This window comes from Epibacterium sp. ABZ3_068 (genome assembly GCF_056159265.1).
In genome coordinates this window covers 3,137,972-3,160,358 of the sequence record NZ_JBSWUV010000001.1, presented here as the reverse complement: position 1 = coordinate 3,160,358, position 22,387 = coordinate 3,137,972, and the positions used below count along the sequence as shown (strand labels likewise).

General features: G+C 50.6%; 23 protein-coding genes. 14 read left to right on the top strand and 9 right to left on the bottom strand.

Features of this window, described 5'->3' with window-relative positions; translation table 11 throughout:
* Positions 1-20: 20 nt before the first annotated feature.
* From ACXAEW_RS15190 to ACXAEW_RS15160, 7 genes are all read left to right on the top strand, one after another.
* Positions 21-791 (top strand): YqcI/YcgG family protein, encoded by a 771-nt coding sequence (locus tag ACXAEW_RS15190; RefSeq protein ID WP_474942119.1) that lies wholly within the window; start codon positions 21-23, stop codon positions 789-791.
* 5 nt (positions 792-796) lie between these two features.
* Positions 797-1,576: a carbon-nitrogen hydrolase family protein gene (locus ACXAEW_RS15185; protein WP_474942118.1), complete on the top strand. Its 780-nt coding sequence runs from the start codon at positions 797-799 to the stop codon at positions 1,574-1,576.
* 140 nt (positions 1,577-1,716) lie between these two features.
* Entirely contained in the window at positions 1,717-2,433 is a 717-nt protein-coding gene (locus tag ACXAEW_RS15180; protein WP_474942117.1) for an autoinducer binding domain-containing protein, read from the top strand.
* 87 nt (positions 2,434-2,520) lie between these two features.
* On the top strand, positions 2,521-3,468 hold the full coding sequence (locus ACXAEW_RS15175; protein WP_474942116.1) for an alpha/beta fold hydrolase: 948 nt from the start codon (positions 2,521-2,523) through the stop codon (positions 3,466-3,468).
* Positions 3,469-3,639: 171 nt separating this feature from the next.
* The gene (locus tag ACXAEW_RS15170; protein WP_474942115.1) at positions 3,640-4,707 is read left to right on the top strand and encodes an SDR family NAD(P)-dependent oxidoreductase; all 1,068 of its coding nucleotides are present in this window, start codon (positions 3,640-3,642) and stop codon (positions 4,705-4,707) included.
* Positions 4,708-5,272: 565 nt separating this feature from the next.
* Positions 5,273-5,692: a hypothetical protein gene (locus tag ACXAEW_RS15165; RefSeq protein WP_474942114.1), complete on the top strand. Its 420-nt coding sequence runs from the start codon at positions 5,273-5,275 to the stop codon at positions 5,690-5,692.
* On the top strand, positions 5,577-6,989 hold the full coding sequence (locus ACXAEW_RS15160) for a relaxase/mobilization nuclease domain-containing protein (protein ID WP_474942113.1): 1,413 nt from the start codon (positions 5,577-5,579) through the stop codon (positions 6,987-6,989). The genes ACXAEW_RS15165 and ACXAEW_RS15160 overlap by 116 nt, the downstream gene beginning before the upstream one ends.
* A 96-nt stretch (positions 6,990-7,085) precedes the next feature.
* On the opposite strand, the gene ACXAEW_RS15155 is transcribed toward ACXAEW_RS15160, so the two are convergent.
* Entirely contained in the window at positions 7,086-7,232 is a 147-nt protein-coding gene (locus ACXAEW_RS15155) for a hypothetical protein (protein WP_474942112.1), read from the bottom strand.
* The gene (locus ACXAEW_RS15150; RefSeq protein WP_474942111.1) at positions 7,225-7,458 is read right to left on the bottom strand and encodes a transposase; all 234 of its coding nucleotides are present in this window, start codon (positions 7,456-7,458) and stop codon (positions 7,225-7,227) included. The genes ACXAEW_RS15155 and ACXAEW_RS15150 overlap by 8 nt, the downstream gene beginning before the upstream one ends.
* Before the next feature lie 210 nt (positions 7,459-7,668).
* Here ACXAEW_RS15150 and ACXAEW_RS15145 point away from each other — a divergent pair, with 210 nt between their 5' ends.
* Complete coding sequence (locus tag ACXAEW_RS15145; RefSeq protein ID WP_474942110.1) at positions 7,669-8,643, top strand: hypothetical protein; 975 nt, start codon at positions 7,669-7,671, stop codon at positions 8,641-8,643.
* A gap of 1 nt (position 8,644) precedes the next feature.
* Positions 8,645-10,006: a hypothetical protein gene (locus tag ACXAEW_RS15140; protein WP_474942109.1), complete on the top strand. Its 1,362-nt coding sequence runs from the start codon at positions 8,645-8,647 to the stop codon at positions 10,004-10,006.
* A 139-nt stretch (positions 10,007-10,145) separates the two neighbouring features.
* Here ACXAEW_RS15140 and ACXAEW_RS15135 read toward each other — a convergent pair whose 3' ends face one another.
* The 3 genes from ACXAEW_RS15135 to ACXAEW_RS15125 all read right to left on the bottom strand — a co-directional run bounded on the left by ACXAEW_RS15135 (position 10,146) and on the right by ACXAEW_RS15125 (position 11,698).
* On the bottom strand, positions 10,146-10,352 hold the full coding sequence (locus ACXAEW_RS15135; protein ID WP_474942108.1) for a hypothetical protein: 207 nt from the start codon (positions 10,350-10,352) through the stop codon (positions 10,146-10,148).
* 144 nt (positions 10,353-10,496) lie between these two features.
* Positions 10,497-11,084 carry a WG repeat-containing protein gene (locus tag ACXAEW_RS15130; RefSeq protein ID WP_474942107.1) on the bottom strand — a complete coding sequence of 196 codons (588 nt, stop codon included), beginning with the start codon at positions 11,082-11,084 and terminating at the stop codon, positions 10,497-10,499.
* 47 nt (positions 11,085-11,131) lie between these two features.
* Positions 11,132-11,698: a recombinase family protein gene (locus tag ACXAEW_RS15125; RefSeq protein ID WP_474942106.1), complete on the bottom strand. Its 567-nt coding sequence runs from the start codon at positions 11,696-11,698 to the stop codon at positions 11,132-11,134.
* 219 nt (positions 11,699-11,917) lie between these two features.
* On the opposite strand from ACXAEW_RS15125, the gene ACXAEW_RS15120 reads away from it, so the two are divergent.
* Both ACXAEW_RS15120 and ACXAEW_RS15115 read left to right on the top strand, forming a co-directional pair.
* Positions 11,918-12,211: a hypothetical protein gene (locus ACXAEW_RS15120; protein WP_474942105.1), complete on the top strand. Its 294-nt coding sequence runs from the start codon at positions 11,918-11,920 to the stop codon at positions 12,209-12,211.
* A complete protein-coding gene (locus tag ACXAEW_RS15115; protein WP_474942104.1) occupies positions 12,212-12,901 on the top strand; it encodes a hypothetical protein in 690 nt (229 codons plus the stop codon).
* A 429-nt stretch (positions 12,902-13,330) separates the two neighbouring features.
* Here ACXAEW_RS15115 and ACXAEW_RS15110 read toward each other — a convergent pair whose 3' ends face one another.
* From ACXAEW_RS15110 to ACXAEW_RS15095, 4 genes are all read right to left on the bottom strand, one after another.
* Positions 13,331-13,834: an antirestriction protein ArdA gene (locus ACXAEW_RS15110; protein ID WP_474942103.1), complete on the bottom strand. Its 504-nt coding sequence runs from the start codon at positions 13,832-13,834 to the stop codon at positions 13,331-13,333.
* A 671-nt stretch (positions 13,835-14,505) separates the two neighbouring features.
* A complete protein-coding gene (locus ACXAEW_RS15105; RefSeq protein ID WP_474942102.1) occupies positions 14,506-16,260 on the bottom strand; it encodes a retron Ec67 family RNA-directed DNA polymerase/endonuclease in 1,755 nt (584 codons plus the stop codon).
* A gap of 220 nt (positions 16,261-16,480) precedes the next feature.
* Entirely contained in the window at positions 16,481-17,893 is a 1,413-nt protein-coding gene (locus ACXAEW_RS15100; protein WP_474942101.1) for an argonaute/piwi family protein, read from the bottom strand.
* Positions 17,893-19,656 (bottom strand): SIR2 family protein, encoded by a 1,764-nt coding sequence (locus ACXAEW_RS15095; RefSeq protein ID WP_474942100.1) that lies wholly within the window; start codon positions 19,654-19,656, stop codon positions 17,893-17,895. The genes ACXAEW_RS15100 and ACXAEW_RS15095 overlap by 1 nt, the downstream gene beginning before the upstream one ends.
* Positions 19,657-19,892: 236 nt before the next feature.
* On the opposite strand from ACXAEW_RS15095, the gene ACXAEW_RS15090 reads away from it, so the two are divergent.
* The 3 genes from ACXAEW_RS15090 (at position 19,893) to ACXAEW_RS15080 (ending at position 22,027) form a co-directional block, all read left to right on the top strand.
* Positions 19,893-20,093, top strand: coding sequence for a hypothetical protein (locus ACXAEW_RS15090; protein ID WP_474942099.1), 201 nt, complete (start codon positions 19,893-19,895; stop codon positions 20,091-20,093).
* Positions 20,094-20,214: 121 nt separating this feature from the next.
* A complete protein-coding gene (locus ACXAEW_RS15085; protein WP_474942098.1) occupies positions 20,215-21,342 on the top strand; it encodes a hypothetical protein in 1,128 nt (375 codons plus the stop codon).
* Positions 21,335-22,027, top strand: a complete 693-nt coding sequence (locus ACXAEW_RS15080; protein WP_474942097.1) for a hypothetical protein — start codon at positions 21,335-21,337, stop codon at positions 22,025-22,027. Before ACXAEW_RS15085 ends, ACXAEW_RS15080 begins: the two co-directional genes overlap by 8 nt.
* The last annotated feature ends 360 nt before the right edge of the window (positions 22,028-22,387 follow it).

Here is a 22,387-nt window from a genome sequence, read left to right as displayed (position 1 = left end):
ACACCAGGGGTGAGACCCCGATGCGGAAGGAACACGACGACATGGCGATCATACATCAGGCAGACCTGCTTAACCCTGCCACGGATTATCCAGAATGGCACCGTCAGGTAGCACGCGACTTGGATCAGCGCCTTGCCCAATCCATCCATTTTCCCTGCACGTTTGCCCGCAACGCTTTTGCGCGCGAGTTGGTCCGGTTTATCTTTGTCGAAGACGCAAGCGACGCTGCGATGGACAAACTCGCTGCGTCACTCTCTGAATATGTGGCCTTGTCGCGTGAATGGGACGGCAAACTTAGCTCGGCATATCCGATGGTTGTGGCGTTTTCACGCGCCGCCATCGCGGCAGACACCATAGAGGATTATCACGCGTTTGGTTGGAATGTCCTGCAAAAGCTTCATCTGCGCGACCCCGCGCCCTGGCCAGACGATGTGGCAGTTGATCCTCATTCGCCATATTGGACCATGTGCTTTGACGGGATGCAGATTTTTGTCAATATGAGCTGCCCCGCACACGAAAAACGCCGCAGCCGTAATCTGGGGGAGCATCTGTTGTTTATCGTCAACCCCCGTGAACGTTTTGACGTGGTGGCAGGCGCGTCGCCGGCTGGCCGCAAAGTCCGCGAAACAATCCGTGGCCGTATCGAAGCCTATGATGAGCAAGCACACTGTCCTCAGCTGGGCAGCTACATCATCGGTGAGATCGAATGGTGGCAGTATGGGATCACCGACACCAATCAGGATCGTGAGGATCGGTGCCCCTTCAAGGTCTATAAAAAAGAAGACGCGTGACGCCAATGAAACTTCTCTGTTTGCAGCGCAGCTTTGACGACGCGGGTCTTGCCGGGCAGCTTGATACCTTGATATCAGAGCTGGCTGCCCAGTCCCCCGATGCGGTTTTGTTGCCCGAAATGCCAGTCGGCCCTTGGCTGGCAGGATCCGGCAAACCGTCGTTTGACGCTGCGCAGCGCAGTGTGGCAGCGCATGACGAACTGGTCGAGCGTTTAGCTGAGGCGGGGGGGACATGGTTCCTCACCCGCCCGGTGCTTGAACAGCAGCGGCTTATCAACCAAGCCGGTGTGATCCGGGGAGGGCGATTTGAACCAACTCACTCAAAGCAAATCTTCCCATCAGAAGAGGGATGGTCAGAGGCAGCCTGGTTCAAGGCCGACACACTGCGTTTCAACGTGATCGACCATCTTGGCGTGCGGTTCGGCTTTGCCATTTGCACCGAAATGATGTGGTCCCAGATTGCGCGCGCCTATCTCAGGCAGAATGTCGATGTCTTGCTGTGCCCCCGTGCAACAGGAGGGGCATTGGACAATTGGATCCTGGCCGCCCGCATGCTGTCACTGGTCTCTGGTTGCTATGTTGCAAGCAGCAACCACGACGCCAGCCCGCAATTTAATGGCGGCGCATTTCACGTTCGGCCGGGGGGCGTTTCCTTGCAGCCAACGACGGCGCAGCACAACACAGATATGATCGAAATCGACCTGGCAGAGGTTGCGGTCGGACGCGCGGCATACCCGGCCTACATCGAGGAACCAGATTTGATATTTCCGAATGCTCGGAAGTGAAACCCATGCATGTTTCAAGATGTGAAAATCTTCGATAAATCTCCCTATGGTCGTGTTTTTTTCATTTTACACACGCTATAGGTGCGCTATTCATCCAGGCGTAGCTATTAACTATTACCTGACATGAGTTTGTTGACATTATGATTAATTTTCCTCTGGCAGACAGCGACTTCGTGGATCTGCACCCTCGCGGTGTGTTCGAAGAATTGCAGAAGGTTTTGGATGTTGATTACTGGTCGGGCTATCACATCCCAAAGGTAAACCGTCCCAAATTTAGCATGGCCTCTGAAAACCTTTGGTTCGACTATCAGAAGGAATGGACCGACCACTACACTGAACAGATGCTGCATGAGGTCGACCCGGTTTTACGATTTGCCGCGCGGACCAGTTTTGCAAGCAGCTGGGATGAGCTTGTGGAGCGGTTCTGCCGCACAGGGGCCTGTAAAAAGTTTCTCAAAAGCGCTGCAAAGCACGACATTAACTCGGGCGTTTGTCTGGCTACGCGTCAAATAAACGGAGACATGCAGATCATCTCCTTCGCCAGCGGTCGCAAAAAAGGATTTAAAGACACAGAACTGGTTGTGGCAACCTATTTTGGCCAGCTTATGGGACGAACGATCAGCCGCCAGCGTACAGAAGCCGAAACAAACGAAACAATCGAGATCTCACCGCGCGCATTGGAATGTTTGGAGCTGTGCGCACTGGGCAAGACGTCCTCGGAGATAGAGAGCATCCTTGGCATCAGCCGACACACGGTGGATTTTCATATTCGCAACGCAATGACAGCGCTGGACTCCAGCTCGCGCACCTATGCGGTCGTGCAGGCGGTCCAATTGGGGCTCTTACTCCCCGGCTGACATTCGCCAATACTGTAAAATTCGGTTGGAACCTCCGCGGTCCGCACGTAGGGAAGAAGCAGTCATTCTACTATTGCGGGCATTTCCATGCGGTTGATCAAGCGTTTTCTTCTGATTGTTTTTGTATTGGTCGTCGGGTTCGGGGCCTCCGGCTTTTTTGCAGTTCGGATGTGGCCGGACCGCTCGGCCCAGGCGATGTTGACGGCCTACTCATCCTCTGCCGGGCTTAGCATTAAATCGGTTCAGACCGACTTTGGACCGGTCGGTTATCTGGCAGGGGGAACCGGCGATCAAACGGTTGTCTTGCTACATGGTCTGTTTTCGAGAAAAGAGCATTGGATCGACATGTCACGCCAGATTTCTGACGGATATAACGTAGTCATCCTTGACCTTCCCGGCTTTGGCGATAACGAAATCCTGGGCAAGGGCGCGTATACCTATGCAAACCAGGTCACCAACATCGAATCGGTTTTGGACGCGATTGGCCTTCAGAAGGTCCATCTGGTTGGAAATTCCATGGGTGGTCAGATCTCGGGAATGCTAGCTGAAGCGCTTCCTGACCGGATCATGTCTGTGGCCTTTGTCGGCAGCCCTGTTGGGATCGACACCCCAACCAAAAGCCGTTTTGAAATCATGATGGAAAAGGAATCCTACTCTCTTGTCGTGCATGACATGGCAGAGTTTGAGAAACGGAATACTTTTTTATTCCCCGAGAAACCCTTTGTTCCGCAGACAATCGAGCAATACTGGGCCAAGGCTGAGATCGCGCAAGCCAAGGAACACGAGCGTATTTGGAATGAGGTCAATTCATCAAACCAGCAACCGCTGCAAACAATCGCACCCCGGATTGAACAACCCGCGCTTGTGGTGTGGTGCAAAGAAGACGAAATCTTTGATTTCAGCGGCGCACAGATCCTGGCTGACTCGCTCCAGCACGGCCAGATGGTGACCCTGACCGGCTGCGGTCATGTTCCCAGTCTTGATGCGCCAACCGAGACAGGCAAAGCCGTAAGGCAATTTCTGGACGGGTTGTGACCACCAGACCTGCCAAACTATCAAAGTCCAGTATGGACCAGCTATGCCCCGCCACGCGAGTCTGCCCGCAAGGGGCATACGCCTCGAATCGGACGTCCAGACTGCCCTCCGCGCACTTGCAAGCGCCAAGGGTGAAAGCCATCAAAATTGAAGAGAAGGCAGACATATCTCATGGTTCAAACACCTATCGGGACCGCCCCGCTGACCCCCCGCGACCGCATTTGTTTGACCGGAGGTGGCGGCTACCTCGGGCGGCACGTTGCGGTCGCGCTATTGGAGCAGGGGTTTGACCTGTTGATTACATTACGTAATCTCGACAAGGCAGAAGCCCTGCGCCAAGATCTGAAACGGCATCTAGGGCGCGATGAATTGCCGGTCGATTTTGTGCAGGCGGACCTGACATCGGACAGGGGCTGGGATCTCGCAACCGGGACCTGCAAAGCCGTGGTGCACACGGCGTCGCCCTTCCCAGATCGCGCTCCCAAAGACCCCCGCGCTCTGATCCGGCTTGCTGTAGAAGGCACAGAACGTGTTCTGCGATCTGCCCATGCGCAGGGCGTCAAACGGGTTGTGTTGACGTCATCCATTGCAGCGGTGACCAACACCGATCTTCCTGACAACCGAAAGGTGTATGACGAACGGGACTGGAGCCAGCCCGACGATCCGCGCACAGATGGCTATGCGATGTCCAAACTGGCCGCTGAACAACGTGCCTGGGAGCTGGCTGATGAACTGGGGCTCGCGCTTACGGTCCTGAACCCCGGCCTTATTTTTGGCCCTCCCATCGGCGAGAGCGGGGCAACGTCTGTGGGTGTCGTAAAGCGGTTCCTGCGCGGTCGAGATCCTGCGCTTCCGGATGCGGGCTTTCCCTCGGTCGATGTTCGCGATGTGGCTGCAGCTCATGCCCGCGCGCTTTTGCACCCGAACAGCATCGGCGCTCGCTTTATCTTGGTGCAGGAAACCCTCAGCATGGCCGAAATTGCCGCGATCATTGGCAAGCTCTACCCCAGCCGCGCCATCAAGACTGGAACCGCCACTCATGGGATGGTGCGCCAGGCCGCGCGGTTCGACCCAACATTGGAGATGCTTCTCCCACATCTGGGGGAGGCCCCGCAGGCTTCTGGAGATCGGGCGTGTGATGTGTTGGGGATGACGTATCGCCCTGTTCGCAACGCCGTCGCCGACACCGCGCGTAGCCTTATGCAACAGGAGCTGGAGAGCGCCGAAGCAGCGATCTAGCATCCACTTCTTACAGAACTCATAAAGTTGGTCGCCGCAAGCGAGTTCAAAAACACGGCATGCAGCTTTGTGACAAGAGAGGGCACGGGAGCCAATCCGCGTGTCCTCTTTGTGCTGAATGCAAACGCCATAAGACCGAAAGATTGTATCGGACCAAAAGAGGACAGCATGCGCGATCACATTACGCGGTGCGATCTGTTCTCTTGGGTCTTCTGGGCAAACTCATATGCGCCTATCTTCAGGCTCCTGGCGAACCCTGCTTTGTGCGGCGAACCATAGTGCCATTCAGACGGCGTCGTCTATCAAGTTAAGGCAAATACCTGGGGGTTCTGATCGTCCCCGCCGTGGATGCATTCTTGATCGCTGGCTTTGCAGAGAATTCAATGCTCCCCATATACCATAACCACATTATACATAAATGTGTTAGGCTGGGTTTGCTGGCCCAAGGGGGTATGGCGGGCCAAGAAGGAGAAACTTCGAACGCCCTTTTTGAGACTTTAGCGGAATGGAATGAGCAACTCCAGCACGTCCAAACGGTTATCCCCAAGGGACCGGAGGCGCGGCCATGAGACCGAAATCTGCCTCACTCCCCAAACTGCAACCCGCATTCGCGCGCAGTGGAGAAAAGCCCAAACCGGCAAAGACAGCCTCGGTGTTGTCTATTCGTGTATCGGCAAAAGAGCGTGCTGAACTTGAACGTCAGGCCGCCGGGCAAAACCTCAGCACATATGTGCGTTCTGCTCTGTTTACATCTGATCGCTCTGCCAAGGTCAAAACCGTTGAGTACAAACAGGCTGTCGCGCAAGCCCTCGGCAGGCTGGGAAAATCAGCCCATGTCGACACACTGAAAGGTATTCTGCGCGCTTGTGATGATGGCGCATTGCTCATGCAAGACGATGCAGAGGAGGCACTTCGGCGAGCCTGTGCACAGGTCGAAGACATGCGCCTTGAATTGTTGCAGGCATTGGGCCTGCGGCCAAAGTGAGGCTGATTTGATACTCAAGGGAAATCAGCGTGGAGGTGCCAGAGACTTGTCTCAGCACCTCCTTAAATGTGAGAATGAACGCGTTGAAGTGCATGAAATCCGAGGTTTCTTGGCTGATGATTTGCATGGCGCGTTGCAGGAGAGTTATGCTGTCAGCCGTGCGACACGCTGTAAGCAGCACCTCTATTCGCTGAGCCTAAACCCGCCGAAAAATGCCATTGTCGAGAACCATGAGTTTGTCGCCACCATTGACCGGGTGGAGCAGGAACTTGGCCTCAGCGACCAACCACGCGCCATTGTGTTTCACGAAAAGAACGGTCGGCGTCATGCCCACGCAGTTTGGAGCCGGATTGACACGGAACGCGGTCGCGCCATCCATCTGCCTTTCACAAAGAACAAGCTGCAAGAGATTTCACGCGATATCTATATTGAGCGCGGCTGGGATATGCCGCGCGGGTTTGTGGACAAGGAATTTGTCGATCCGCGCAATTTCACACTCGCTGAATGGCAACAAGCCAAGCGCGCCGAAAAGGACCCCAAAAAACTGAAAGGGTTCTTTCAGGACAGTTGGGCTATCTCTGACTCTCGCGCATCTTTCTCAAACGCGTTGGAAGAACGCGGGTTCTATCTGGCGCGGGGTGATCGGCGCGGTTTCATTGCGGTCGATCATACGGGCGAAGCCTATTCGTTATCTCGTTGGGTTGGTGCGAAAACTAAGGCGCTCAAAGAACGTCTGGGGGAGCCGAGCAAACTACCGAGCAAAGAAGACGCGCACGCCAAAGCTGCCCTGACCATAACGACCCGTCTTGAAGAGCTTCAGGCGGAACTCTGCAAGAAGGCCGATGAGGAGCAAAAAGCGCTTATCGCGGCGCAAGAGAAACTCTCCGCAGAGCAAGGACAGGCTGAAGCTCGATTGAAAGCTGAACAAACCGCACGCGCATCAATAGAAAACCAAACCCGCGAAGGCCGCTTGAGAAAGGGGCTCTTCGGTCTGTGGGATCGAGTGACCGGGAAGAGGCGCAAAACAATACGAGAGAACACCAAAGAGGAAGAACGTTGCCTTGCCCGTGATGTTGGAGAGATCGAAGGTTTAAGAGCCAAATTCGAGGCGGAAAAGCAACTGCGTGCGGAACGGGCGAAAGTTCTTGCCGACTCTGCTCTAACACAGTCCACTTGCATTGCCTCGGATATCGCAGCTTTGAGGCAAGAGCTTAGACTACCGGCAGAAAGAGAAATAAAACGCAATCGCAATAGGAAACTGCATGGCTCAGGACATACAAAAAATCAAGTTAGGTAGCGCTACTAGATATGCTGGCCTCTCATTTTCAATCTCTAGAGCTTGGACTTCGTTACGAAGATGCCAGGACATCTGCCGAACACCAAAAAAGGGCGCTTACAAAAACTGCACGTCGATCTGGCCCATCAACATCAGGTTCGTCGCCGTCTCGCCCTTGGGCGTGTAGTTAAACGACGACCGCGAGAGCGACAGCAGCTTGCACTGTTTACCAATCGACAGGTTGGTATTGACAGGCTCAACCATCTTGCGCCCCACTTGCCGATCCACGGCTTAAGCTTTCGTGACAAAAATCATTGGCGACGACTAGTTCCCCGATCTTGGCGTGCAGTTCTTTGATCTGCTCTTTGTCGATCTCTGGGAACTTCTTTCCGCCGCGTTCAAACACGCCGGACGCGCCTTCCAGCAAAGCGCGTTTCCAACTGTGGATCATCGTGGGATGGACGCCAAATTGGCTGGCAAGCTCAGCCACAGTTCGCTCACCCTTCAAAGCCACTTGAGTGGTAGGAGCTCATCTTGAACTAATTGTCTGTCACGATGGTAACGTAAGCTACAAGAGTAGGTCAAACATGTGGCTCGCCTCCCTCCGGTTCCATGTGGGTGCACAGTATTTTTCCTTGCATTCCAAGTAGCGACCACTAGCATTAGTTGAATGTAAATTTTTCTTTTTGCATGGCTGCCGATGTTTATTGAACAAAATTCAGTACCAAGATTTAGTGTTCAGGCCATGGAGGTCGGTTTTAGACAGGGACCGCAAAGAGCGAGCCGCACATTGGCTTTGCTCAATCAAGGTTTCATATTGCGTGCAAATGATGCTGATCTGGAAACCCGGTTTCGGGAGCGTGCTCCATTAAACGCTACTATTGCTCCAATTTCAGACACCCAACTGGAAGTACCAGCCGAAATCACATATCGCGGTCGCCACCGTCCAGACCTGCCTATGTTAGGTTTAAGATTCCGGGTTGGCGATACTGACCATCGCTGCCATGTGATTTTTCAAGATAGCGCCGACACGGACTACAGCTCAGACTTAGCATTCCGGAAAGTCTCAGCTTCCGAAGTATTTGCAGCCGAAAGCTATTCTTACTCAATACTAGAGCAGCTCACTAGCATCGCCTTAAGGTCATGCAGGGTAGAAGTAACTTGCGGCACTTCGAAACTCCGATGTCTGTTAGTCGAAGACCTTGAGCAAGGGGTAGAAGAGCGAGGGGGGGAGCTTTACAAGGGCGAAACACCACAGTTTGAAGCTTCAGATCTGTTTAATTTCTTCCTGATGCAATTCCTAGTCGGTAACAGCGATTTCAGCTTCGACTATTCAAATGCTGGCCGATTGGTAACCCACAATACAGTACTTTGGACCATCAAAGGTACTACGATTCCAGTCCCTTACGATTTTCAATACGTGTGGTCCGTCGCTCCTAACTATTGGAGATTCAGGACACCGCATGAATTGCCCGTCGCAACGTGCAACGGACGTCTATTGCTAGACATGATGACGACCTTAAGTGATGATTTTCGATCTCATTGTCTAAGTGCAATTCAAGCAGCAACGGGGATGACAGAAGAAAGTTACCTTCCCGAAAATTTGAAGCAGCGCCACATGGCGTATTTAGATGATCTACGCTCAATAATTGAGCACAACCGAGAGGCCATTTAGCATGCCATTATTTGAATCAGTTGCCAAAATTTCCGCGTCAGCAGCTACCTCAAAAATTGGGGACAGTTTAGTCGGATCCATTTTAGATGACGTGCAGGAAACCGTTGAAAGCATCGCAAGCAACACATCGATTTTGATCAAGAATGTGGTTGAGGACTTGCTGGTACAACTCACCACTGCGTTGGAGGAGATTCGGCGTGATGTGTTCCGCGATCTCAACAAGCTGGTCCAAGATGTATCCGAACAGGTTCGTGTGCAGCTGTATAGCTTGACGCTTGCAGCCGAAAAACTAATTATTTTGGCTGCGGAGGAGTTTGACAACGTTACAGAAGAGGCTATACGCGAAATCCGGCAAACTCTTAGCCGTACTGTAATCTACCCTGAAGACTTCGCTTTGGACGAAATAGACGGCACTTTGATTCAGGCTAACATTCAAAAAGACCCGATCATAACAGTAACTGGACTGAATGTGGGTTATGATTCTGAAGATATTCAGTCTTCACTTACACTGGTTTTAGATCCACCAAACTCTCCACCGCTACGCATTCCGGCGATGGAACTAAGCGCCAGCAAGGCCGAGTTTGTCATTCCTATAGAACTGATCGAAGAACTTCGCACCGACTATACAGCCACAATATTGGTGGGCTACTTGGATATTTTGATCAAGAAAGACCGTTTCTTGGTCTTCGACAAGAAGTTTCGAAAGAAGCAACCAATCAAGATCATCGTAGCCGCCCGGATTTCTGGGCAAATCGAAGCTGCTTCAGTCGTTGAAACGCTTGATTGGGTGAAACAGCCCGAATTGGATCAGGATTTATCAATTGAATTGCCAAGCGGGCATCACAAGAGTTCAAGCAAAGTGCGCATGCACACGACGACTCGAACAATGTCGGTACCACGTGCTTCCGTTCCACCCATTCTAAATGATAAACGGTTTTATAGTGCAAGTTATTCAGGTTGTTCAGGAGGCGGATGTTCTCATATTTGGACACATGATGCGAAGCTTGCCAACAACGGCTCGCAGGTCAACATTACGGTCCGCAACAATAGCCACGCATCCACAGTCACATTTAAAGCCAAGGTCGAACGGTTCGAAGTTGTTTCCAAAGAAACATCTGATGAACAAAGCGTACCAATCCGCCATGGCCAAATAATCGTTTGTACCTTTGATGCGCGTGCAACACGCTTTCGGTTCGAAGGTATGGACGCGGACTTTGGTCCGATCAATTTAGTTGCGAAACGCGCCAGCCAACAGGATAGTTATCCTATGCCCGAAGGGCACTTCGGAGGTCTCAACTACCTTGGTGCTGACGTAGACGGAAAACTGGTGCGCTATCGTTTCATGCGGAAAATACCACGGTAAGGTGCGACGGAGCCAAATCTTGCAGAACGATCACTGGATTGATCCGACTGCAAGAGCAGCAGTTACTAGGCAGTTCGTTTACGCCCAAACTTGTTCCGTAGGACTTTGAAATCGGGAGGATAGCAGTATTCGGTATCACTCATTCGTCGGCAGAAAGACCCGCCCGTAGCATGGCGCGTTCGGTGATATGGGCAAGGCACTCCTCGTGCGACATGCCCTTGCTCAGCATATCATCGAACATCGCCTCCTGCTCGGCGTCAAGCGGGTTGCCCTCAAGCGCTTGAAGATGCTTTGCTTCTCGCAAAACAGCTTTCTCGATCAACATGTCTTTTTGTGTGTTTGCCATCGATCTATCGTATCATTTTCTCGGAGATTTGTCAGTTTTTCCGCATCTTGGAACGGTTGTACTCTGGCGCATCAACGTTCCCCTGAAATAATGGGATCTCTTGTCCCAACTTTGGGCTCGGTTTCACCAAACCATCAAACATCGTCAGTTTTTGGGAAGTAGACTTTGTGATCCACGCGGGTGTGATTTGGTGCCGCAATGCGGTTCAGCCGAGAGGGCGGACGAGATGCGACCATCAGGGAAAACAACGGTATTCCATTCGCTGCTGTTTCTCATAAGAGTGACCTTTGCCTGACCGTCTACAAAAGGCCACGCGCAGGTGAAACGCGCCGGGATTACGATATTGAGATCGGGGTCGATGAATCCTATCAGGCCATTGTCAGCTACATACCTTGCCAGCCGTTCTTTTTCGGAGAAATAGTCCGGCCCGTTGTCAAAATTATATACGCGAATGAACCGCCCGGACTTCGAGGCATAGTGGAGCACATGTTCGCCACATATCACGCCAGTCAGCCCGTTTTCATTAAAAGAGAGCGTAGACAGAAACTCAGGGGCCAGCAGGCCCTCGGTAACTTCAACGGGCTGGAAATCCCCGTCGGGGAAGTCTCGGCAGTTTATCGATTCTGCGCTTGCGGCTCCGCTCAACAGCGAAATTAGCAACCCTGCGGTTCCAATCCCTTTTCTGCCGCAGGAGATTGTGTTTTCAAAAACAATTTGGGCAGTCATCATCATTGATATCCTTGCTATTTGTATTTGGTCTGCCTGAATTACCGTACAGTTTAGGCTCGCAACCCGTGCCGACGTAGGGCGCGTGTCAGGCTCCACGGGGCAACATCAAAACTCTGGGCCACCGATTTGATGGTCTCGTCCTTTGAAATGCGGGCTGCGGCACTCTCGAGCTTTGATTGAGTAAGCTTGGGTGGTGCGCCTAATCGTTTCCCCCGTCGGCGGGCGGCACGTAGACCGTCCTTGGTGCGCTCGGAAATACGCATACGTTCGTGTGTGGCGACGGCAGCGATGATGGTGAAGGCGAACATGCCGTCGGCAGTGGCCGTATCCACATCAAGGTTTGCTATCTGGATACGGACGCCACGCGCCATCAGGGCTTGAACTTGATTGACGGCATCCACGGTCGAACGAAACGCGCGGTCGATGGTCAGGACAACCAGAGTGTCACCGGGCGTGAGGTTGGAAACCACTGCGTCAAATACGGGGCGTTGTGGCGCAGCGGCGGAAATATACTCTACATGCATCTCGTCACAGATTGCCGCCAATCCGTCCTGCTGACGGGCGATATTTTGATCCTGCGTGGACACACGAAGGTAACCAACTTTTCTCATAGACATGCCCGCAATCCCTTACTGAGTGGGCGACAACCCGCTCAACACAATCGACCCTTTCTGTTGAATCTTCCATTTCCAGCAGTCTCCCCAAGCTCGACCGGGGCAAATCACCTGATTTCCTGCTGTTGTTGTTGATTATACCAGATTTAGCGGACATAAAGGAAATTTCAACACAAACGGTCCTATATGTTGTGGGCAAAACAGGCGGTGTTGGCGGGGATTTTGGCAGGATTGAGCACTTCTGCGCTGGCAGATGGCCAGATTACGGCTGGCTCTCTCGGTGACAATCTCAACACCAAAGAAGAATTTGCCTTTATCGCAGGCATTGTCGAAGGGCTAGCCTCCGCGCGGTATTACGCGGATGGAAAAGATCCAAGCGGCATGAAGTGTATTTACGACTGGTTTTACGGTGGCGACCGAACTCAAGCCAAGATTCAGGACGCCTTTGATCGCTATCCAGACAGTGCACCGGGACAAATAATTGCCATCCTCGCAAACAGAAAATGTGGTGCATAGATGAGTTGGCTTGATCGAAATTTAGGACAGGTATTCAGCGACAGCGCGGAGCGCGAACGCGTTTTACTCGCGCAACGCAACCGCCGTCGCGAAAAAGAGCGCGCGCAGGATAAGGATGCGCAAGAAGACGCCACTACTAACGATCTTGTCTCAGCTCTCGAACAGGTTGTCCAAATCCGCGAGATGGAACGCCGCCTTGATGCGTTGGAAGAACAAGTCACCGAAGCCTTGCTTGAAAACGACAGGCGCTTGGATTTGGTTAGAGAACGCCTCGACCTTCTGTTGTCGCAGGCCGTTGTTCTGCCTGATGGTCGAAGAGTGTTCAAAACTGAAGACGGCGCACAGGTGTTCGATGAACACGGGGAAGAGATCTCACCAGACGTGATTGATCCTGAAAGCATAAGTGACGATGCGCCATCTTGGGAATCTTACAAAGCTGAACTTGATGAGCTAGAGGCGCTTAAATCCCAAAGAGAAGAACTGCTTGATCTGCAACAGGATATTGATGCGGCGCGAGACGCTTCCGAAAACGGTGAACTCGGCATGAGCGAACTAGACGCGCTTGAAGCAGAGTTTGGAGAAATCAGGGATATAGACGCTAATTCCGCATCAGGGCCTGACAGTTCCGCTGAAACGCATTCGCCGTCCGGGCTCAGCGGGCAAGACCTTAATTCAAAATTCGAAATGTAGTGCCGCTGTAGTCGGCACGCCCCCCTAGCGCTGTTTCAGCCGCGCTTACAACGTGTGATCACGCGCAAATCTCGACCAACCTATCTGGCAAATCTGTAACGACTTCAAAACGTAGGAGCTGAAATGACCTATACAAGTTCGAGAATTACCCAAACAAAGACCTGCCCATCCTGCCGGGGCTCCGGTGGCAGCTATAAAAAACAACGATGTGGGAGCTGTGGAGGCAGTGGTCGCAGTTGGGGCAGCGACAAATGCTATTCCTGCGGCGGATCAGGCGGCAAGGACACTTATCAGACCTGCCTGAGCTGCAATGGATCGGGCCGCGTCGTGGCTTAGATCGGATATCCCAAAATGCGTTCTAAATAGCATTTCGCGCCGATGGCGAACATCGGCGCGTTTCGAAATTCTTCTTCCTTCTCATCTTGGTTCTCACGAAAGGCAATAGATCAGGTTTGTGCCGCCAAGGGTGATCTCGCAGTAATCGAAGGACAGATCCCGCGCGATGGCGTCATAGTCGAGGTAACCGCTCAGCCGTTCGGGAATGTCGCCAAACAAGCCTTCGTCAATGAAAAGCTCTGCAAACTCGCGCAGGCTGTCCACGTGGTACAGATCAATGTCATAGCTGTCGGGATCGACCTTGGGATCGAAGGCATAGCCTCCTTCGCCCACCGCGATGATCACGCAGGTCTTTTGATCTGTGTCCCAATCCTCGGCGCAGCTCAGGAAATCGGCAAAATTGGCTTGGTTCAATCCAATGGCCTTGGCCAGTTCCGCGTCCAACTCCTCGCCATCAATGAACTGGATTTCGAACTCTTCCACGGGTTGGCCAAAACGATCCTGATGACGGTGGCTTTTGTCGTAGAACTCTTCCGCGCTTTGAAAGGAAAAGCCAATTGCATCAATGTTATAGGGCTGGGCATAAAGGGTAATCATAGTTCGTCCTCGCTTTTGGTGGGTTCAAAAGCCCGGAGATCAACCATCACCCCGCGCTTGAACCTCTGCCCAGCGGCGAGCGTCCAAGACAGATCAGCGATAAAGCCGCCCCAGCCTGCTGGGGCGACAGCTGTTGGACGATCGGTCACAAGAAAGACGCCCCAAAGGTCAAATGCGGCCACACGGGAGGGCGGGTTTCCCGCCCGAATGGAGCGGGCAGACGCATTTGATCTATTGGGAAAGCGGCTTTTGGTGACACAAGCTGAAGGATCAGGTTCTCAAGCGTGGCACACGCGAAAAAAAGTGACGGGAACCGTAACAAAGACAGACCAAATCCCAACTCTTAAAGAGCATTTAGCAATACACCTGTATCGACCCAGCGGAATCTGTACAGGTTTCCCTCAAGAGGAAAAGATTTCTGAATTTCAATGTGTTGCAGTCATAAACTCAAGATTTGCTCCAAACGGACTCTCTAGTTTCCAGTGTCGAGAAACCCTTAGAGCAACATGGCGCACTTTAGAATTGAAAATTTAAGATCCTTGTGTTGGTGGTTTAATTTCGACCTGAGTAATCACGTCAGACCTGATTAATGCGAGCATAATCTGTGGCATGACCGTGGACCAACTATGGGATATAAATCGACACAGGTCTAACTTTCACCACTCTACAACTTATTTGGTCTTAACAGTTCCCGTTGGTACCGTCTGCAACGCAACAGTCAGGGCCGTTTTGTAGTGCGTCAAACATTGGTCGATACGAGACAAAAGCTCCGAAAAACCTGAAAAATCTACGGTTGACGCATTTGCGCGGACAACTTTCTCAGCAAAGACAACTTTTCCGTAAGCGGTTTCATCGCCGTGATCCTTCTTTTTATCGAAGAGTTTTCCGTCGAGGACAGTCGCTAGCAACTCAGACTGAAAAAGATCTTCAATGTCCCTATCTACCGGAGGTGTAGCTTCGGGAACTTTAACCAAATAAAGGTTGTCGCCAAGGTGGTAAAACGGATCGGTCGTTGTCTTGGAGATCTTCTTTCCGCATTTTTTGCTGGCATTTTTAAAGACTTTGTCTGGCCCCCCATCGTTGTCGCAGAGGATAATCACGGGGTGCTGGAGAGGTTTGTGGACATACTTTTTGAGGATGTTTGAGTATTGTGAAACAAGAGAAGCTTGTCCTGCTGCACCATGCCCCAAGTTCAACACATCACGTGTCGTTCCTGTAGGGCGAAGGAAATTGATAAAGTGTGTTGTCTTTCCATCCTTTTCCTCTACCAATGAAGGAAATGATTTGGCCAAGGACCTGATCGCACATTTTAGGTAGGTGATATCAGAAACCCCTTCCGTCACGATAACGGGAGCCGAAGGTGCTACAAAGTGCTTATACAGAAGGAATTTTCTGTAGAGATCGACAGGCGCATGAGGCGGCTGGAATTCTCCTGCTTTGACGGCGAGACGATTTACTTGTGGCTTTCGATCCCTTCGAGCTTTCACAAAATAGATGTGTGACAGCACCCCTTCCAGAGGATTGAGATTGTCAATTGTTTCTAAGGCATCGCCCGATTTCCTGTAATAGGTGCCGGTACGGAACAGTGAATTGCACATCGAACGAGCGGTTCGATAGTAGTCGGCATTAATGTTCGCCTTTGCGTTGACAACCAACCCTGTCACTGTTTGTCGAGACTGACGCAAGGACATTCTCGTCTTACCTTCATTCAGTGTGAACCCAGCGCGTTCGATTTGTTTGTTCAGTCGCTTACCAACTATCCATTCGCTGCCGTGAACGTTAATGGCAATCTCAGTCGGGAAAAGTTTTTCATTTGTTGAAAAGGTTAAGTCATCAGCATAGCGAGTATATGTACACTTTGCATCACGCGCCAATGCCAGCAATCGAAGATCAAGAATGTTACCGATTAAATTTGAAATTACTGGAGAACAAGGGCTCCCTTGGGGGAGCGCATTATCGTGGCAGGCAATTTGCGCGATAATAGTCGCGATAGCTGGGTCAAGCGAAAAGGCTTTGTCGTGAATGAAAAAGCCACGTACTCGTCCAAAATTCAAGGTACCAAAAAAATTCTCTATATCCACGTTGAAGACAAATCGGCGGCGACGATGTACCTCCGCATTTGAGATTATCGTGCGATCTTTCTGAAATCCATGTGATGCGTGCCAAAATCTTGGATGGCTTTTTTGGTGTTCGGCCACGCACTCATAAAGCAGCTCACCTAACCGCTTTTGTAACAACGAAAGTGATTTCTCTGGTGCACTAATCGTTCGCGTACCGCCACTCTTTTTCGGGATCTCAAACGTTCGGTATTTTTGAGAGGTGGGAAGTTGGTAGAGGATATAGCTTGCGCCCTTCGGGGTAAACCCAAGAAGCTTGGCAAGGTCTTTTAAGTTTTTTGCGCTTTGTAATTTCTCTAAGGTGCTCAAAATAAACCCATGTTGTTAGTTGCTTACGGGCACTCTTAAGCGAGGTTTACCGATCATCAGAAAATCGACAATACCGAAAGGAACTGAAGGTAGCAGCCTACCTGCCGTTGTTGTCATATGCCGCGATGCGCAGCAGAAAGTCTGCCCGTAAGCTTGCATGAGCTTGAATGAAACACGCTTGAATTGCAAGACTATCTGTTTGATTTTGTTCCAATATTCTTCACATGAAAAACCGGAAATCATAAACACGATCAACCATATCTGGGTTCTGCTGAAGAATCTCAGCGAATGCCTTTGAGTATCCGAGTGTTACGGGCAATTTCTTGTAAAGCGTGTTGTTGTTCCAGTCCATCTTGGTTAAACCAAGAACCCCTGAACAGGTATCATGCCACCCACCTTCACCTGAGTAGCGCCGCAGAAGGACAGGAGATGGTGTCGGTTTGAGTCCTCCTTCCTTGTAGACATTGTAGCGTGGGTTATCGACGTGAACTCCTTGCACGCTGCCTTGTGTCCAAAGTAAAGCTTCGTTTTTGCTGAGGGGAACATACGTGCCCCGATCTACTGGATATCCATGAGCAACAAGTGGCGAACCCTCGAAGCGAACACCTTTCCAGTCCGTGCCTTTAACAATTTGTACAAGCTCGACTTCTGTACCATCCCGAAAACTATCAAGTGCGCCAAGAATTTCATCTTCCTTGAACGGTGTGTTCTTGTGAATTGTCACTTTTTTCGGAATCGCACCGAAGTGGCCGCGCTGGTATATTTCGAGGCTGCGGGTCAACACTGATTGGATTTCGTAATATGACAAATAGGGGTTTCGCTGCTGGTCTTGCGTGAATTCTCGCGCATCATAAGCAACAAACTTAAACCCTGTACCATCTGGATCAAATACTTGACTGCAACAAGTACTATACTGCGTTCCAGTTTCTTTGTCGGTTTTCATGGCATAGCTAATGCCGATGAAGGCCTCATCCACATTAAGTCCGGCTAGTTTCCAAGGGATTCCGCCGGCTTTTGCATAGATGGCGACACTCAAACCCCACATGACGTTGGCGCGGCATTGTCTTTTGAAACTGGCCTCCCGAACAATTTGGATGGGAATATTTGAAGGTGCGCAATACGCTTTCAAATAGTCATGAAAGTCGAAATTTTCGCCGTCAAAGCAAGCCGCCCAGCTATCTGGAAGGTACACCAGAGCAACATCAAAATTGCTAGCATGCTTTTGCAAAGTGGCAATGTGTTGAAAAAGTCCGTGCGCCAGACCAACCTTGTCTCGTTTTCGGGCAAATGCGTCGAGCTCCTGAGGGAAAGCTAACATCAAAGCATTGTCTTGGGTGGCAATTGGTACTCTAAAAAGAGTGCTGAAACCCGGGTAATCAGGGTAATAATTTTTTGCTTCACGCGGGCGAGCTGTTCTGTTCATCTCCGTTGTAAGGCCTCGAAGGCGATCCATATCAGTCTGTGGAGCGAGAAGAGCAAAACGAACGGTTGCTGGAAACCCAAGCTTTAATCCGTAGGGACCATGCTGAATTAGGCCAAGTAGGGGATGTTTATGCTGCCTGCCATCGTTGAAAAGTAATTCAGGCTCCGCAATGCGGGAATATCCCCCAAGGGCGTTGTCTGATGCAGCCATTACACTAACCTCTTTGCAAAAGCAGTGCGCGTACCAATCGAGAACTCTGGATTCTCCGCTTGGTCACCATCGTCGAAAGCAGATAGTTTAACCTCAGTGTTACGCGCGTTCGTACCTAACGAAATACGAACCCAAGCATCGAGCAGCGCATTAAATGTCTTATTGAAACGATTGGAGCGGCGCTTGTCCAAAACCGGAATAGCATCCCTTCTTGCCCTCGGTGGCCAGACCCAGATATCAGGTTCAATTTGCAACCAAGCCTGCCCATTTTTGACCTCCAACGAGACGCGTGCGGCTTCTGCCCACCTTACCTGTTCTTGATAGGGATGTTCGTCGGTCACTTCAGTAAAAAGTCCCGAAATCTTAGCAGAGAAGAATCCTACGACTGACTTTAAGGGATCAAGCTGATCCAAATCGTCACTGTGAGGATCAACAATTAGCCAAGACGCATAGCGGTTCGACCTTGAAAGGAGCGGTTTATCCTTGGCAAGGGCCTTACAAAGAGCAGCTTCAATGAAACCTTTTATATGTAAGTTCTCTGGTGCAGCTGGGTCGCTTGGCAATTTCACTTCGCCAATAGAGGAAATCTCGCTTCCAAAATATTCCTCTACTAGTGATCGCTGCCCCCAACACCATACACTTTCGGCCTTGGTGAAAAGGAGTTTTCCCTCCGAGTCACCCTGCGCCTTGCGGAGGTCGGACCATGCCTTCGGTTTTCTGAAGTCTAGTGACAAGCAAGTATTCGGAATTACTTTGATGGGAAGAGCATTAAAGCGCACCAACGGGTTCGCTGTTCCCTTTGACGGCATCGGGATAGAAACCGTCGCGACGCTAGATCTCCTGACTTTAAGGTCCAATTTGGCGGTTTTGTCTTCTATGTTCCGCCAAATGCGTGAAAGTAGTGAATCAAAAGTTTCGACAGGCACGTAATGGGCGTTAATGCCCTTTTCAGTCGCTTGATCCAGCAAGTTTTGAACGGCGGGAAGCGGACGGCTCCCTTTCATACCAGTCCAGAATAAGCCATGAGGAAAAGGATTTGGCCCGCTAAGTGCAGAGCGAAAGAGTGCCATAATACTCTCATCACGACCACTATATCCGGTGACGACGAACCCAAAACGGCTACTTGCATTCTCTAAGCAGCGGGATAAGTGCGCGTTTTGACTTGCGAGATCAGTAGACAAATTCTTGAGGCTGTCGTAGCGAAAATCGCCATGGAGCTTGCAGTAGATTGGGAATTCTTCGTTGTTTAAAGCGTCGATAGCGGAATGAGCCCCCTCCAAGTGGAATGCTGACAACGACATGCCTCCCACTTCAGCCACCGCTTTTTCGATGACGCTATCAAAATTTGTAGTAAAAACAGCCCGTGTCATCCCAGATGTTAGCATTGCACCTAAGACGCGCTGTCCAACGGAAAGTGATACTTTCTCTTCCGATAACTTTGCTTTCAAATATCGTCGCTGCCGCTCTCTATCTTCACCAAAAATTTTCTCAAAACACAAAGAGTACTCTTCATCATCCCAAAGAGGTGGAAACCCTCTAGTCAACAGAAATGACTGGATTTTTTCCTGAACTGACCCAAGCTGCATGTCTTGACGAGATATCTCTTGATTTTCTTCTCTACAATAATAACGTCTTTTCATGTCCCACAGCAGGTCGGTAGCCGTCGGAAGACCTGCTGAACGAGATGAGCCTGCCCCCAGAAACCAAGCGAAGTTTTCTGGGCGTTCACATATTGATGCTGTTAATTGTGCTTGATCGATCAAATTACTGCTTCTACCATAATGCTAGTAAGTACTAGCTGCCGCTAGCATAGATTGTAACCACCGACATTTCCACAACAATATGTGGTGGCGTTGAAAGTGGCAGGGCCTTTTAGGTGTCACTGAATTCTTCGTTTTTCACAATTCACTAGATTGTACAAATGACCACTCTTAAGTTGTCGGTTGACAAAACTGCGATCAAAAAGTGTGGTCGATACCTGAGATGGAACGATGGATGCATGAAGAGATGGTCTCTGGTGAGTGAGGACCGTCAAAGCGGTCTACTGGCTCAGGGGAATATTCAACGCCCGCAAAGTGACATGGCTGGAGGGATGCAACGGGAGCGCGCAGCGGGCTCCCTTGCCGAGGACGGCGAAGCCGCCCGCAGCCAAGATGCTCAGTGTATGACACTGAGCACATCTTGCGCGCAGCGCAAATGAGCTTTCACCATACTGCCTTTCCGCAAAGGCTTGGATGTTCCTTGACATAAAAGTTAACGCAACCAGTATGATTAAGAAGTGCCTTTGATCAAACAATGCGGTTTCAACAATCGGAGAGCCAATGTCGGCAGAGCAATCAGTTAGGAAACCGCAGGAGGTGCTAGGTGTCTTTATCGAGCGCACCGGTGGGTATTTGTTGAGATCTCGTGCGACCCCCATGGCGGATGATAACTGGTCAATCGAATACCTGGAGGATGAAACCGTCGAATGGCACCCCGCCAACAAGAACTCTGTTGACAGTGGCTTAAGCCTATTGGGAGCCCTTGTCAGTTACTACAGAAATGAAGTCACGAGCGTCGCTGTAGCAAGCTATGGCCCGTTTGAATCTCTGTCTCCGGGTCCGAAATACGGAAAAATCCGCCGAAACAGGGCTGACGCTCCATTAGCCGGTTATGACATATGTGAATTATTTCAACGTTTCTTAGGTCGTGATTGGCTGGAAAAATCTGACACAAGGTTTCAGGTGCAAACTGATGCATCAGCTTGTGCCGTAGGAGAGGCCCACCGATTGGGAACGGGCCAAGATCACGTGCTAGCCTATTTGTTTGCAACAAAGGGAATAGGTCTTGGCTTTGTTCAAGGTCGCAAAATCTTAGCTAACGCTCTTCATCCCGAAGTAGGTCTTCTCACTGCATTACCACACCTCCGCGACAAAGAGGCAATCCAATTCGGAACTTCCCCGATACCTATCAACCACCGAAGTCCTCTAGCATTTCAAAGCATTTCAGCACTGGCAAAAGAGGAAACCCTCGTCTCACGTTACAATAAGATGAGGCACCATTCTGATCAGGAATTTAAATTTAAGAATAAGAACGATGAGGATCTGTTCTGGAATATTCGCGCGTGCTACTTGGCTGAAGCCTGTGTAGCCTGCACTGTTGTGCACCCACCGCATTCAATAGTCATTGGCGTCGATATAGACCCACTCGGAGACGCGCCAGAACGAGTATGGAATTATTTTAGTAATTTTCGAACTGGCTGGTCAAAGTCCGAAGAACCATACTTCGACTATGAAGAACTGCAAGAAGGCTTCATTAGCGCACCAAGACCTATCGAAATAAATGGACAGAGAAAACCCGCTCCGCCCAAAGCAAGCGGAGCAATAGGACTATGTTACTTGGCCGCAGCTTCAACCGCTGAAAGCAAGGATTATAGCTCACGACCAAAATACGAGATCAACCATGGCTAAGCCGAATTCAAGAAAGAGTGCAGAGCAACTCAAAACTTCACACGAATCTCCGTTGGGTTTGCCGAGAGCTTCTGATCGTTTGAAGTTAGACAAATCTCTATCCACAAAACTTGAAAATTCCCGACTAAAAGAGTATGATTTAAAGGGAGGTACAAAGGGGGATGAAAAAAGCACTCCGCTTAACCCAAAACTGAAAAAATTTAATCCTAATCAATTTCTAGATTTCATTTCCACACACGGAACTCAAGAAGATCGTGCTTGGGCTGCGGATATTTTGATTAAAGCAAAACCATCCTTGCTGTCGCACTTTGAAACTGCGGGAAAGCAATCCGACGTTTCTGTCCCCACCGACGAAAATGGGACCGTGAAAAGAACGGTTCAATGGGCTGACCGCACTACCGGCAGAGAAGTTTCTCCTGCCGATTTCATCAAACTAAACTACGGCAAAACACACGATGATGGTTCTTGGGACCCTTGCGGACTTACGCGTGCACAAATTGGGCATCTCGACCCAAAGCTATATGCTGCCTATGCGAGACAAATAAGCCGTTCGCCGGAGAAAGCTCTCAGCGAACTACTGTCGCAAGACCGTCAAAAAATTGACGACCCGAACACTGCTATTGAAAGAGTTCGGGAGCAAGCAAGAAATCGAATGAAGCGGCATCGAAAAAGGGATGTTACGTAACTTGACTAACTGAACGAATCGAGCGAAGCTTCTTACATCAGCAAATGCTGATAAACTTTTGCGTGAAAAGGAGAAGCAAATGTCCACCCCCGGTTTCCGTGCAGGCTACAACGCGCGCCAAAACAATCAGAACAAACCATACAGCCACAACTACACAACCCGTGTCCAAATTTCGCAGGGTTGGAACGCTGGCGGCAATAAATAGCTCTGCATCAGTGTTTCGCTTTCCGGGTAGGAAAGCGAAACCGCTCATAACAGCAATTGTGAACACCATGGGAACTGATCAGTATGGCATATATCGAGCACACAAACTGCCGTTTCTGCGAACGGTTTACAGCAACACCCGAAATTGAAACTACT